Source organism: Sporosarcina contaminans (assembly GCF_042679045.1).
Lineage (GTDB): Bacteria > Bacillota > Bacilli > Bacillales_A > Planococcaceae > Sporosarcina > Sporosarcina contaminans.
In genome coordinates, this window is record NZ_JBHTLT010000019.1 from 34356 (window position 1) to 49515 (window position 15160).

Consider the following 15160-nt stretch of genomic DNA (forward strand, 5'->3'; position numbering starts at 1 on the left):
CATTCCGATAGCGGAGAATAGTAATAAGATGCAGTAGAGAAAACCGAGAAACGATAAGGTATCTACTGTATGGGAGGATAACTGTGTAGTGTAGTGGAATGAGGTATGATAGGTATGTGTCAAAGTTATGCATGTATTGAGAGGCATTGTGCGCTTACTCAACTTTTATGAGTTAAGAAAGTCATGTTATGCTTGAACTAATGAGATGATGTGCGATCGTTGGACTTTAGCATAGTTAGAGTAAAGATAGCGAGTTCTATTGACTTTATGTGTTTTTGGATAATATTTTTGTGTAAGCACTGAAGTATCTCACTACACGATGCAGTTTAGATGTTTTTATATCAATTTATGAGTTCAAGAATCGTAGAACCGATTGGATTGGAAGACTTTGTTTTTACCGCTATCAATGCGCGGTGTTAATAAAAATGATAAAGTAAAAAGAAAATGACGAAGCGCCATACGGGCGGGAAAGGGAATTGATCATGATAGATAAAACGATTTTAGTCGTAGATGATGAAAAACCAATTGCTGATATATTAGAGTTTAATTTGAAAAAAGAAGGGTTCACAGTCCATTGTGCATATGATGGCGAAGAGGCTATTAAAAAAGTGGAAGAGGTACAGCCCGATATTATGCTGTTAGATATTATGCTGCCAAAACAGGACGGCATGGAAGTATGCAGGGAAGTGCGTAAAAAATATGATTTTCCGATTATTATGCTTACAGCGAAAGATTCGGAGATCGATAAAGTATTAGGATTGGAATTAGGTGCAGATGACTATGTGACGAAACCGTTTGGTACACGGGAGTTAATTGCACGTGTGAAGGCGAACTTGCGCAGACATTCTAAAACTTTGTCGGATGAACAGGAAGAATCGAACGAAATTACTGTCGGAAGCCTTGTCATTCAACCGGATGCTTATTTAGTCCAAAAGAGGGGCGAGTCGATTGAATTGACTCATCGAGAGTTCGAATTGCTTCATTATTTGGCAAAGCATATTGGACAGGTGATGACGAGAGAGCATCTTCTCCAAACAGTTTGGGGATATGATTATTTCGGCGATGTTCGGACAGTGGACGTTACGATTAGAAGGTTAAGAGAAAAAATTGAAGATACACCGAGCCATCCGACGTGGATTGTAACGAGACGCGGAGTAGGCTATTATTTGCGTGATCCAGAACAGGAGTAAAATTATGCAAAAGGTCGGTTTTTTTAAGTCCATCCATGTGAAATTTGTATTGATTTTCATCATGCTGATTATCGTGGCAGTGCAAATCATTGGGATCTATTTCGCGAGCAAATTAGAGCAGACGCTGAAAACGAATTTTACAAACTCCGTTATTGACCGCATGAACCTTGTAGAGTTTAGTGTGAGGGAAGAGTTATTGAAAGAACGGTCACCGGAAGATCCTACCCCTGAACAAAGTTTGAGGAGTATCCTTTCAGGGTTCAAATCAGATAACAACGACATTAACGAAATTCGAGTCATTAACCCTAAATATCGTATTTTAGCTACGTCCGTTTTAGAAAACCAATCTTTGGTTGGACAACGTTCAATGGATGATATCGTTCGGCGGTCAATTTCATCTGAATCATCCTATGACATGATCAACTATGACCCATCGACTGGAAAACGTGTCATGGTGCAAGTTCATCCGATTATGAACAACTCCGAAGTAATCGGAACACTATATGTGGCAGCGAATATTGAAACAGTCTATAAACAAATCGATGAAATCAATAAAATTCTTGCGGCAGGGGTACTCTTCTCCTTGTCTATTACAATTATTATTGGAATTTTCATCGCCCAGACATTTACAAGGCCGATATCAGATATGAGGCGGCAGGCGCAAGCGATGGCTCAAGGCAACTTTTCAAGGAAAGTGCATGTTTATGGGAACGATGAAATGGGGCAATTGGCGATTGCATTTAATCATTTAACGAATCAGCTGCAAGAATCTCAATCAACTACAGAAGGAGAGCGGCGTAAATTGGCTTCCGTGTTGGAAAACATGACGGACGGTGTCATCTCCACGGACCGAAAAGGGCGTGTCAGCCTTATTAACGATTCGGCGCTCGGCATGCTGCGGGTGACAAGAGATCTTGTATTGAACCGGCCGATTACGAGCATTTTAGGTTTGGAGCAAGAGTATACTTTCGAAGACTTAATACAAGTGAAAGATTCGATTGCACTCGATTTCAGTACGGAAGACGAGCCCTATATTTTAAGAGCTACATTTTCCGTAACTCAAAGGGAGACCGGCTTCGTGAATGGGCTTATCGTCGTGTTGCATGACAATACGGAACAGGAAAAAATTGATATGGAGAGACGGGAATTCGTTTCCAATGTTTCGCATGAGTTGCGCACGCCGCTAACGACGATGCGTAGCTATTTGGATGCATTGGCGGAAGGTGCTTGGAAAAACGAGGATATCGCACCTTCCTTCTTGAATGTAACGCAAAACGAAACCGAGCGAATGATCCGGCTCGTCAACGATTTACTGAAACTATCGAGAATGGACAGCAAAGAGTATGAATTGAATACTGAATGGGTTGAATTTAACCATTTCTTTAATTCCATTATTGAGCGATTTGAGTTTTCAAAATCACAAAATGTCCATTTTAGACGTCTATTGCCACAATCAGATTTGTTTGTGGAAATCGACACGGATAAAATGACGCAAGTAATCGACAATATTATTTCCAATGCGCTGAAGTATTCGCCCGACGGAGGAGATGTCCGTTTTGGTGTAACAACTTCTGGTTCGTTCATTAAAGTGATGATTTCTGATGATGGGTTAGGAATCCCGAAAGCGAATGTCAATCGCATTTTTGATCGATTTTACCGGGCAGACCGTGCAAGATCGCGTGCAATGGGAGGTACGGGATTAGGACTTGCTATTGCGAAAGAAATGATTCTAGCGCATGGTGGGGATATTTGGGCGGAAAGTGAAGAAGGGAAAGGAACGACGATATTCTTCACTTTGCCGTATGAACAACAAGAGGACGGTGAATGGGATTGAAATATATAGAGCCGATCAAATCGATCATTCTACTGTTGCTCGTCATTATGAGCATAACCTTCACCTTCTCCATTTGGACGTATAGCCCTCATCTTGAACCGATTGGAGAATTGCCCACTGTTGACATTTCAATCGGTGAAAGACTGCAAATAAAAGATATTATTAAACCTTACAAACTCACGATTCAATATGAGGATGGTTTAAAAGGGACAACCGATCTTCAGGATATCGAAAAAGTTACCAATGAAATGAGCAGATGGAAAATATCACAACTCACTTTAGTGGATAATGAAATGAATCGGGAAAAATTCAAGTCCTTCTTGGAGCAACCCAATCAATATACATTGTATTTTCATGGGCAAGTGCCGCTTCCTGTATATGATGAAATTTTAACGATTGAAGAAACCGATGTTCCCGAAAAGACCTTTGACTATATCGTTGTAACATGGGATCCAAAGAATATCGGGTTTGATGTGCATTTTATTAACCGGGAAGCAGGAAGTCATTATGAAGGAAAAGTTGTTGCCAAAGAACTGTTACAATCTTATCAGACAATTGTTACGGAAGGACAAGGGTTTCCAGAATACGAACAGCTGCAATTAAATGAACCGGTGTATATTGCTTTGCCATCGGAAGGCATACAAATGAAGAAAAGGACTTTCTATCAGGAAGAGATCAGCCCAACGCGTTTCCGGGATGCATTGTTTAACGATCCATATGCGGTTAGGAGAACTCAAGTAGGCTCCAATATCGAGGAGTTTGGTGATGATCATGCGTTAATGACGGTACACACCGACACAAAAACATTGAATTTTGTCCATCCTGCCGCAGAGAGCAGGGAAATGATAAGTGCAACAGAACTGTTGTTAGGTGTTTTCGATTCAATAAATGAACACGGTGGCTGGACAGACCAATTCAGATATACCTATATGAACCCTTATTCGAGATATGTGAAATTCCAGCTCTTCAGCAACGGTTATCCTGTGTATAGTGATAATTCAGGCTTAACTACTGAAATTACACAGACATTTGGAGAAGGGCGTGTTTTCCATTATATTCGTCCTTACTATACGTTGGACGGCCCGTTTACCGATGAAGACTACACTATGCCTTCCGGTACGGCAGTTGCTCAAATGTTAATGGAATCCGATAAATTGGATTTCAAGATGGTAGAGGAGATTACGGTTGGATATTATATGACGTATGACGCGGAAAGAAGAATTTTCATAATGGAACCGTCTTGGTATTATTTATTTAAAGGAGATTGGATCCGTTTCTCTCCAGAAAGTCTTGGAGGTGATCAAATTGGATTGGAGTAAAACGAAAACAATTTTCATTGTTGTATTTTCCATTTTGAACATCTTCCTTTATTCTTTATATTTGAGCCAGCATACAGAAGCGCAAAATTTGCAAGTTGCAGGCAAAACTTCGGTTGAAGAATTATTAAAGCAGGAGAATATTACATATAATCTCCCGCAGGTAGTCAAAAATAATTTCTCTTACGTCTCTGCCAATTCAGTTTCATTTTCAGCTGAAGATTTGGAATTACTTGAGGGACAAGATATTGAAATCGTTGACAGTACGAAATTGGAATCGACATTTCATATAGATGTCCCGATTCAAAATGCTAAAGGTGAATATATATTTGACGAGTTTAAAACGAAATATGTATGGCAAGGCGCCGAGTATGAGCTTTGGGAAGTTAATGAAGATGAAAAGAAGGCGCTCTTTTTTCAAAAAGCGAATGGTGAACCAATCTTTTATAGCTCAAACGCTATGTTGGTCATTCACTGGGATAATGACTATAAAGTGACTCATTATGAGCAGCGGCTATTGGAAGAGTTCATTAACTTCAACCGTAAAAAGGATTTGATCACACAGGATGAAGTGATCGGTTCATTAGCAACGCGCGGGTATTTAAAGCATGGTTCCGAAATAATTGGTGTCACTTTAGGTTATTCCACATTAGTCCAATTAACGGAAACCCAAGTATTTGCCCCGACTTGGAATATTCGTGTAAAATTAGAAGATGGAGAAATTGAGGATTACTTCATAAACGCAATTGAAGGTAAAGTGATCGATTTCCAGATGGATAGAGGGCAAGAGGAAGAAACGGATGAAGTCGAAGAATAAGGAGTTTTTATAAATGCGCTTTAGTGTTTTGGCGAGCGGGAGTACAGGGAATTCCGTTTATATCGAGACAGAGCAACATGCTTTTTTAGTGGATGCGGGACTTAGTGCAAAGCGGATGGAACAGCAACTTGAAAGCATCGGTCGATCGATGAAGCAAGTGAACGGCATCCTCGTTACACACGAGCATAGTGACCATATAAAAGGGATTGGCGTATTGGCGCGGCGTCACAAAGTACCCATCTATGCGAATGAAAAAACATGGCGAGCAATGGATGGACTCGTCGGAGAAATTCCGATGGAACAGCGATTTCACTTTGATATGGAGGCAACGATGTCATTCGGCACGTTGGACATTCAATCTTTTGCTGTATCACATGACGCAGTGGACCCTATGTTTTATGTATTCCATGAAAATGGCCGCAAGCTATCGATCATTACAGATACAGGTTATGTGAGCGATCGCATGAAAGGTCATATTGCTGGATCGGATGCATTTGTCTTTGAGAGCAACCATGATGTCGGCATGCTGCAAATGGGGCGCTATCCTTGGTCCGTCAAGCGGCGCATCTTAAGCGATGTTGGGCATGTGTCCAATGAAGATGCAGCGGTAGCGATGAGCGAAGTCGTTGCGCAAAAAGAAACGATGATCTACTTATCACATTTAAGTAAGGATAATAATATGAAAGACTTGGCGAGGATGAGTGTTTCGCAAACATTGGAAACATGCGGCATCCGTACAGGCGAATATGTCCATCTGTTTGACACCGACGCAGAAAAGCCGACTGAACTTGTACCTGTCTAAGTAGGAAGAAAAGTAATCGCACCATTGAATGTTAGACAGGCCTAACATTCGGTGGTGTTTTTTGATTGTTGGATAGTGGGAGAATCAGTGGTGCTTGTAGATGTGCATCTTCAAAGAATTGATTTGCGTCAGTATTTATTGTGTTTACTCCAAAAACAGATCAGTTCACGCCAGTATTTATTATATGTGCGCCAGAAAATGAGTAGCTTGCGCCAGTATAGTAACGCTAAAAAGGCATTCCTAAACGTTTTGGACATGTAATGTTTCGCTTGCAATAAGTAACGCTGCACTTATCTACATAAAACCTGTCCTTCATTACAACCTAAAGCAAGATCTTCACAAATCTTTTTCTGGATTATGAATGAAATGACGGCAAATATAATTGAATTACAATTTAAATGGGTAAAGTAAAAGTAACTGTCTACAGAAAGGGAGAGGAAAATGGACGAATACAACAAAGAGCCGCGTCGGGAGGAAGAACCTGTTGTTCCTGAACAAGATTCTGAACAAATTTCAGAACATAATTTTGAACAAAAAAACCTTGAAAATGAACCAAATCATATGAGAGAGAGACCGGTGAAGCGGCGCGGTGGTTTTTTGCCTTCTCTCCTTGGCGCCGTTATTGGAGGATTGCTTGTCTTTTTATTAATGAATGCAATTGCGGGAAATAATGAGGAGACGCCTTTAGTTGATAATGTAAAGAGCAATGAAAATGCGCTGCAAAAAGAGCAGCTGTCTGTCGATATTAATACAGATATTACGGAAATCGTCGGAGAAGTGACGGATGCAGTCGTCGGTATTACGAACTTGCAAACAGTCCGTGATTTTTGGTCGTCCTCTGAAATGACGAGAGAGACAGGCTCAGGTTCAGGAGTCATTTATAAGAAATCGGGAGATAAAGCTTATATCGTTACGAATCATCACGTCGTCGAAAATGCACAAGAGCTTGAGATTACTTTTGATGACGGAACGAAAGTGGATGGGAAATTAATCGGAAGCGATTTGTGGACAGACTTGGCTGTTGTCGAAATTGATGCGAAGCACGTAAAATCTGTCATACAATTTGGCGATTCAGATGCATTGAAAAGAGGAGAAACAGTCATAGCGATCGGAAATCCATTAGGTCTTGGTTTTGCAGGATCCGTAACAGTTGGCGTTGTATCCGGTAAAGACCGTTCCATCCCGATTGATTTCGATAATAATGGCAGTGTAGATTGGCAGGCGGACGTTCTGCAAACTGATGCAGCCATCAACCCAGGAAACTCTGGCGGCGCGCTCATTAATATGGCTGGACAACTTGTTGGCATCAACTCCATGAAAATTTCAGAAGCTACTGTTGAAGGAATCGGTTTGGCAATTCCAATCAATATTGCTATCCCGATTATCGACCATCTTGAAACGACAGGCACAGTAAATCGTCCGACAATGGGTGTCAGCTTGTTGAATCTTCAAGATATCCCAACGCACCAGCAACAAGAAGTATTGCACTTGCCAAAAAATATAACGGGCGGTGTAGTCGTAACGGAAGTTTTCCAAAACACGCCTGCACAAGCAGCGGGAGTGCAACGATACGACGTTATAGTGGAAATGGATGGAGAGAAAATCGAGGATATGGTTAGCCTTCGCAAACATTTATATAATGAAAAAGAAGTTGGTCAAACGATGAAAATGAAAGTTTATCGAAACGGCAAACCGTTGGACATTGAAATGGTACTCAAAGACGGCAATACTTTTTAAAAATAGAGCGTTCATGTTACAATTTTTACACACACTCTACAAAAAATTATCCACATTGGGCAGGGTAGCGGAACATCGGCTCTCCTGCCTGTTTTTTTGCCCTCCAAAAAGCAATGTGGATAAAAAACCTGAATTTGTGCATAACTTTGTGTAAAAAATAAAAATGGAAAGAAGGAGTTAAAATGAAAACATATAGCTGTCAAACCCATATAAATCATGCACTTGACGTTTTCGTCGCAAACTATGAAACATTTCCAATCATGAAAGAGTTAAATGAAGACGAAAAGTTATCCACAAAGTGTAGCTACTGTGAGGAGCTTGCTTTGTATATTGTGGCGAACGAATAATCGGACACAATATGTAGATAAGTATTGTGGATATGTGCATAAGTCCTGTTTATAACTTTTAAAAAGGAGTGGACAACCTGTGAATATTACAATTGTTACAGTAGGCAAACTAAAAGAAAAATATTTAAAAATGGGCATCGATGAATATGCCAAACGATTAGGCGCCTACGCCAAAATCGACCTCGTTGAAGTCCCTGACGAGAAAGCACCCGAATCGTTAAGCGAAGCAGATATGGAAATCGTTAAGAAAAAAGAGGCCGACCGCATCTTGGCGAAAATTAGCCCCGATGCATACGTCATAGCGTTAGCGATTGAAGGAAAGATGAAAACAAGCGAAGAATTGGCTGAAGGAATGGAATCGTTAATGACATACGGCCGAAGCAAAGTCGTTTTTGTTATCGGCGGATCTCTCGGATTACATAAAGACGCACTGAAGCGGGCGGATGAATTGCTGTCGTTCTCAAAAATGACGCTTCCGCATCAGCTGATGAAGTTGGTATTGTTGGAGCAGATTTATCGTGGGTTTCGGATTATGCGGGGGGAACCGTACCACAAATAGAGGCAAAAACTTTTGTAAATAAGGTGGTAATTCATTGTCAGAGGCGGGTATTGAAAATGTATGTTCATTATCCGTTTCTCGATATAGCAAATGGATAAGTATAAAGCTTTTGGATATATTCATTTCAGTAAAATCAAATTCAAGTTCTATATTTTTAATTGTTCTGAATCTTTCTTTTTGTTTGATTGTAATATTATCAAAAGTTAATACTCCATTTCCTTTATTCGTTATAGAGTTATACTCATAACATACAATCCACTCAGCAAGATGACCTTTCCACTGGTTATAGTTAAATTGGAATTCCTTATTGGTTCCTAAGTATTTGAATGTATCCAAAGTGAGGTTACCTTTCTACCATCCGATTAAGTGTTTCTTCAGAATGCGCTTATACGGTTGAGCATAACGATTAATTGCGGTCTTTACAATATCCCTAAACTCAATCGGGATTGTATATGAAAAAGTAAATAAATCGTATAATTCATTTATATCCAGACTAGCTATTTTATCATTCACCCAAAACCCCTCCTACCATTATTATACATTTGTTTTTTAATAATTCATTAATTAAAACATATGGATCTATTAATCAGAAAAAAAGGCCCCATTTAAATTAGACTATCTTTTGAGATCTTGGCAAAACACCTTTATCTATATGGCTTTTCATTTGTCTTCTCTTTTAGTATTATAAATACAATAATTCCTGAGTCATAAATATTTTAAAAAAGAATTATAAATACCCTTTACAAGTATTGGTGATTTGTGGTATAACTATTTTAGACAGAAAAATTAAGTTAAAACTTTATAAAATATTGGGAGGGTTTCTATTATGAATAGAACAATTGCAGAAAGAAGTAGAATAGCGACAAATAATCAAAGAATGTTTCAACGTGATTTATTTTCGGAGGAACAAAAAAGGAATTTAAAATACCTTTCTGAAGTATTCAAGGAAATTGGGTTTATCGTTGACACTGTAGAAATAGATTCAAGAGCAATATTTGCACCAAATGTTAAATTCGTTAACCATGAAAAGAAAGCAGTAAAGCTCAATACCCTATTAAGCATAATGGGATTGAATAACTTTAGGATCACTCCTAGAGGGAAATTAGTAAAATTTGAGACAGTCCTGAAAAAGAATGTTAACAGAGAAGGTAATACAAGAAAACAACACATTAGTAGAATGGCAAAGGTAACACCTTCAGACGTTAAGTTACTAGCAGACCTATTAAGTAGTAAACGTCAACAGATTACTACATATTTAAATGTTACTAGGGAATTAGAAATTTAAGAGATGGAGTGAGTAATATGAAAAAGGTAGCCATTATTGGTGGTGATAATAAAAAAGGATACGAGAACAAGTTAAAGACATTAAATTTTGAGTTAAAATATCATGATGGAAGAATAAAAAGAAAAGGGACCGAAAATTATTTCAGCAACTTATTAAAAGATGTTGAATGTGTTATAGTTATACTATCAGCCGTATCTCATGGTACAATGTATGCAGTTAAAGATGCTGCAGAGAAATTTGGAATTAAAGTGGTTTATCACCGTAGTAAAGGAATTTCTAGTGTTATAAATGCTGTCCACGAGAATGTGGCTTTTTATTAAAAGATGATTAAAAGGAATTTAAAATACCTTATTAGAATACAGTTAATACATTGACGAGGAGTTGTTACTTATATGGATAACATTGAGTTAAGAGCAAATAAAGCAAGTTGGGCAATTGGCGAACGCCTCAGAGGAGAGGTGCAGTCCTATCAATATCATGAAGTAGGGAGTAGAATTTTTACAGCAAAATTCTTGTTAGTAAATAAAAGTCATTCAATAACTATACCAGATGATATATCGTGGGAAAGAATCAGTTCTTCTCACTATAATATAGGAAATCTGATTGATGAGTTATTTTATAAGATCGTGCATAATAATGAGTTTAATCTAGATTTACTAAGTAATTTTTCTCTTTCAAAGATAGGAGACCACGTACTGTATGATTGCCTAATGATTATGGACCGAAGTTCTTTAACAATAGAAGAGTTTCAAGATACAAATTTAACTGGTCAATATTTCTTACATCTCATACAACGACTTATGGAGAATGAAGGAAAAGAGTTGGGAACATCTGTAACACCAGAAGGGTTAAATAAACTTATGATAGAAATATTAAATCCTTCTAATGGTAGTGTGTACGACGGAGCAGCAGGAATTGGAGGATCGTTAATTGAAGCTTATCGTTTCAATAATGATGACATATCAATGTTTGGGCAAGAGATAAATGGATCTAATGTTGCTCTAGCGTACATGAACGCAATTACAAATGGTATAGATTTATCACGATTTCAAATTGCAAAAGGTGATACATTGTTCTCTCCCGCATTTATAGAGAATGATAGTAACTTAATGCAGTTTGATTACATTGGGATGAATCAGCCCTTTGGTTTGAAATTAAACAATATACAAATGATGGATTATGATCCTTATGGTCGTTTTAGCGGTAGAATGGGAAAAATCAGTAGAATGCATGGTGACTTAGCGTTTTTACAACATACAGTTGCATCTTTGAATGAAACAGGAAAAGCCGCTGTAATAGTTCCTGTAGGAGTATTATCAAGAAGCTCTCATGCTGAAAGGGCATTTAGAGAATATATTGTCAACAATGATATTATCGAGGCTATTGTATTATTACCAAATAAACTCTTGTCGTATACTGCGATTCAAACTGTGTTGCTGGTATTAAATAATAAGAAGAAATCAAGTAGAAAGCAGCAAGTTTTATTTATAAATGCTGAAGAACAGTTTACAAGCAAAGGTCGCTCACAACATTATTTAACACAAGAAAATATTGATTCGATTGTTGCTATGTATGAACAATCTTCAACAAACACAGAAGATGTGAAAGTTGCCACCCTAACAGAGATTATAGAAAGTGAATTTAATCTAAATCCAAACCACTATTTTACAAGCCAAACAGTGGAAACCCAATTTGGTGATGTCATTATAAATAAAGCTGTATATGATGAAAAGGTTAAAAATAAGAGGACTTTAAAAGAAATAGCCCAATTATCGCGCGGAGTTAACTTACCATCAAAGAATACAATTAAAGAAGGCCAAAAAGGATATAAGGTTATCCAACTAAAGGATGTAGAAGATGGTAAAATAGACTTAGAAAGTATTGAAGTAATTCCAGTTAATAATGCCGAACGTTATATGGTTGAAAGTGGTGACATTATTATAGCTAGTCGTGGAACGGCTTATAAAGTGGCAATCGTTCCCGACCATTATGAACCTTTAGTACTATCTAATATGTTTATAAGAATTAGAATTATGGATAAGGCATATAAGCCGGAGTACATTAAAATCTTCCTTGAAAGCCCAGTTGGTGTTGCTCTCATTGAGGGCATGAAAAAGGGTGGGACGGTAAAAGCATTAACTACACGGGATATTGAGGATATTGAGTTTCCTGATATTGAAATAGATGAGCAAGAGAAAATAAATCAAACAGTTAATGATGCCGAACAGAAATATATAGATTTGATAAAACAAGCAGAGGAAAAATTAAAGCAAGGAAAATTAAGTGCCTATAGTAAAATGGGAATTGAAAATGTAATTGAAATATTAGATTAAAATATTAAGTCAGCTCATGATAGGGCATGGGCTGACCAACTAAATTTATTCATAAAATATTGGTCATGTAAGAGCGATAGGAGGCTATACAAATGGCAAAAAATAATCAAGTAAAAGAAAAAAGTATGGAAGAAACTCTATGGGATTCTGCCAATAAACTACGTGGTTCTGTCGAGCCATCCGAATACAAGCATGTTGTTTTAGGGCTTATCTTTTTAAAATTTGCGAGCGATAAATTTGAAGAACGTAAAGAAGAGCTAATTTCAGAGGGAAAAGAAAAATATGTAGATATAGTTGAATTTTATACCATGAAGAATGTGTTCTACTTGCCTGAACTTTCACGGTGGAGTTACTTAGTAAAGAATGCGAAACAAGAAGATATTGCTTTAAAAATTGATACTGCACTTTTTACTGTAGAGAAAAATAATCCATCACTTAAAGGAGCATTACCAGACAATTATTATTCTCGCTTAAATTTTGATGTGAGTAAGCTAGCATCTCTAATAGATACTATTAATAATATCGACACCCTAAAAGATAAAGAACAAGACATCGTTGGACGTATTTATGAATACTTCCTTAGCAAATTCGCATTAGCAGAGGGTAAAGGTAAAGGAGAGTTCTATACTCCCAAGAGCATTGTAAAACTAATCACTGAATTGCTTGAACCATATAAAGGTAAGATTTATGACCCCGCATGTGGCTCAGGTGGTATGTTTGTACAGTCAGTAAAGTTTATTGAATCACATCAAGGAAATAAAAAAGATATCTCGATTTATGGTCAGGAATATACAAATACAACTTATAAACTTGCGAAAATGAACCTAGCTATAAGAGGGATTTCAGCTAATCTTGGAGAAACAGCTGCTGATACTTTTTTTAATGATCAACACAAGGACTTGAAGGCAGATTTTATAATGGCAAATCCCCCATTTAATCAGAAACAGTGGAGAGGTGAAAATGAGCTGACAGATGACCCGCGTTGGACTGGTTACGAGGTGCCTCCTAGAGGTAATGCAAACTATGCTTGGATTTTAAATATTGTATCTAAACTATCTGAAAATGGTGTAGCTGGATTTTTATTAGCTAATGGTGCATTAAGTGGTAGTGGCGATGAATACAAAATACGTAAGAAATTGATTGAAAATGATTTAGTAGAAGCCATCATAGTATTACCGAGAAATCTCTTTTACACAACTGATATAAGTGTTACTCTTTGGATCCTGAATAAAAATAAGAAAGCTCGTACAATTGAACAAAATGGCAAGTTAAAAAAATATAGAAATCGCACCGATGAAATTCTATTTATGGATTTAAGACAAAAGGGAGTCCCATTTGAGAAAAAATATGTTCAATTTTCTGATGAAGATATAAAAAATATCGCGACAATCTACCATAATTGGCAACAAACTAGTTATGAAAATGATTATAGAAATATTGGAGAACTATGTTATAGTGCAACCTTAAAAGAAGTGAAGAAAAACGACTTCTCACTAGTTCCAAGTAAATATATAGAGTTCATTAACCGAGATGAGAATATTGATTTTGATGAGAAAATGACATCACTACAATCTGAGTTTACTGAATTACTTAAAGCTGAAGGAAAATCTAAAGATGATTTACTTAGCGTTTTTAAGGAGTTAGGTTATGAAATCAAATTATAAGCGGCTAGGAGACTATATAAGGGAAATAAATATTCGTAATGTGGAACTAAAAGAAGTTATTTTGCTTGGAGTTAGTATCCAAAAGGAGTTTATCCCATCAATTGCTAATACTATAGGTACAAATATGAAAACATATAAGTTGGTTAAAAGAGGACAGTTTGCTTATGGTCCAGTAACCTCAAGAAATGGCGATAGGATTTCTATAGCATTATTAGAAGACTATAAAGAGGCAATGATATCACAATCGTATACTTGTTTTGAGGTAATTAATAATAATGAACTTTTACCTGAATATTTAATGATGTGGTTTAAGCGACCAGAATTCGATAGATACGCAAGATATATTTCTCATGGGAGTGTTCGCGAAATATTTAGTTGGGAAGATATGTGTAATGTAGAACTACCTATTCCCTCTATTGAAGAGCAAAGGAAAATAGTAAAAGAATACAATGTAATAGAAAATAGAATAAAGTTGAACAACCAATTTGTTTTAAAGTTAGAGGAAACTGCACAGACCATATACAATCAATGGTTTGTTAACTTTGAATTTCCTGATGAAAATTGTATGCCATATAAATCTAATGGTGGAAAAATGGAGTTTAATGAAACTATAAATAAGGAAATTCCTAAAGGTTGGAAAGTTGGCAGTTTAAAAGATATTTCGCAGTATATAAATAACAAAATCCTCCTTGAAAAGTTAACTACAAAAAACTATATTTCTACAGAAAATATGTTACCAAATCGGGGCGGAGTAGTTGAAAGCCAAAAAATCCCAAACGTGAACAAAGTTAACGAATTTAAGACAGGTAATATCCTAATTTCTAATATTAGACCGTATTTTAAAAAAATATGGATGGCAACATTTAATGGTGGTTGTTCAAATGATGTATTATGCTTAGGGACAAATAATGACATATTTTCTAAATTCCTATACTATACGCTTGAAAGAGATGACTTTTTTGATTATGTTATGGCTGGAAGTAAAGGTACAAAAATGCCTAGAGGGGATAAAGATTGGATTATGAATTATCCATTGATATTGCCCGATGAAAAGGTGTTAAACCATTATAACAAAGTCATTTCTTCTTTTATTACCATACAAGAGAGTAAGAGGAAGGAAAATAATCTATTGGACAATTTTAAAACTGTGCATTTATCAATACTAGCAAGAAAAGCCCAGTGGTAATAAGTCAAGGACCAAAATCGAGTGAATTGGAAATTTAATTGTATTAGTTTCTGATATCCATGTTTTTTAGGTATGGCAAATAAACCTCGC

Annotated in this window: 13 protein-coding genes; all 13 read left to right on the forward strand. The window is 36.9% G+C overall.

Annotated elements, in window-relative coordinates; genetic code table 11:
- Nucleotides 1–485: 485 nt before the first annotated feature.
- The 13 genes from yycF to ACFQ38_RS04020 all read left to right on the forward strand — a co-directional run bounded on the left by yycF (nt 486) and on the right by ACFQ38_RS04020 (nt 15070).
- Nucleotides 486–1190, forward strand: a complete 705-nt coding sequence (gene yycF, locus ACFQ38_RS03960) for a response regulator YycF (protein WP_336824566.1) — start codon at nt 486–488, stop codon at nt 1188–1190.
- A 4-nt stretch (nt 1191–1194) separates the two neighbouring features.
- A complete protein-coding gene (gene walK, locus ACFQ38_RS03965; RefSeq protein ID WP_336824553.1) occupies nt 1195–3024 on the forward strand; it encodes a cell wall metabolism sensor histidine kinase WalK in 1830 nt (609 codons plus the stop codon).
- Complete coding sequence (locus ACFQ38_RS03970) at nt 3015–4343, forward strand: YycH family regulatory protein (protein WP_381479833.1); 1329 nt, start codon at nt 3015–3017, stop codon at nt 4341–4343. Before walK ends, ACFQ38_RS03970 begins: the two co-directional genes overlap by 10 nt.
- The gene (locus ACFQ38_RS03975) at nt 4330–5157 is read left to right on the forward strand and encodes a two-component system regulatory protein YycI (protein WP_336824555.1); all 828 of its coding nucleotides are present in this window, start codon (nt 4330–4332) and stop codon (nt 5155–5157) included. The genes ACFQ38_RS03970 and ACFQ38_RS03975 overlap by 14 nt, the downstream gene beginning before the upstream one ends.
- 13 nt (nt 5158–5170) lie before the next feature.
- On the forward strand, nt 5171–5959 hold the full coding sequence (locus ACFQ38_RS03980; RefSeq protein ID WP_336824556.1) for an MBL fold metallo-hydrolase: 789 nt from the start codon (nt 5171–5173) through the stop codon (nt 5957–5959).
- Between the two features lie 441 nt (nt 5960–6400).
- Complete coding sequence (locus ACFQ38_RS03985; RefSeq protein ID WP_381479834.1) at nt 6401–7696, forward strand: S1C family serine protease; 1296 nt, start codon at nt 6401–6403, stop codon at nt 7694–7696.
- A 182-nt stretch (nt 7697–7878) separates the two neighbouring features.
- Nucleotides 7879–8043 (forward strand): CxxH/CxxC protein, encoded by a 165-nt coding sequence (locus ACFQ38_RS03990; RefSeq protein WP_336824558.1) that lies wholly within the window; start codon nt 7879–7881, stop codon nt 8041–8043.
- A 79-nt stretch (nt 8044–8122) separates the two neighbouring features.
- The gene (gene rlmH / locus ACFQ38_RS03995) at nt 8123–8602 is read left to right on the forward strand and encodes a 23S rRNA (pseudouridine(1915)-N(3))-methyltransferase RlmH (RefSeq protein WP_381479835.1); all 480 of its coding nucleotides are present in this window, start codon (nt 8123–8125) and stop codon (nt 8600–8602) included.
- 826 nt (nt 8603–9428) lie between these two features.
- Nucleotides 9429–9887, forward strand: coding sequence for a hypothetical protein (locus ACFQ38_RS04000; RefSeq protein ID WP_381479836.1), 459 nt, complete (start codon nt 9429–9431; stop codon nt 9885–9887).
- A 17-nt stretch (nt 9888–9904) separates the two neighbouring features.
- Complete coding sequence (locus ACFQ38_RS04005) at nt 9905–10207, forward strand: DUF2325 domain-containing protein (RefSeq protein ID WP_381479837.1); 303 nt, start codon at nt 9905–9907, stop codon at nt 10205–10207.
- 72 nt (nt 10208–10279) lie between these two features.
- The gene (locus tag ACFQ38_RS04010; protein ID WP_381479838.1) at nt 10280–12220 is read left to right on the forward strand and encodes an N-6 DNA methylase; all 1941 of its coding nucleotides are present in this window, start codon (nt 10280–10282) and stop codon (nt 12218–12220) included.
- A 92-nt stretch (nt 12221–12312) separates the two neighbouring features.
- Entirely contained in the window at nt 12313–13884 is a 1572-nt protein-coding gene (locus ACFQ38_RS04015; RefSeq protein WP_381479839.1) for a type I restriction-modification system subunit M, read from the forward strand.
- Entirely contained in the window at nt 13868–15070 is a 1203-nt protein-coding gene (locus ACFQ38_RS04020; protein ID WP_381479840.1) for a restriction endonuclease subunit S, read from the forward strand. Before ACFQ38_RS04015 ends, ACFQ38_RS04020 begins: the two co-directional genes overlap by 17 nt.
- Nucleotides 15071–15160 lie beyond the last annotated feature (90 nt).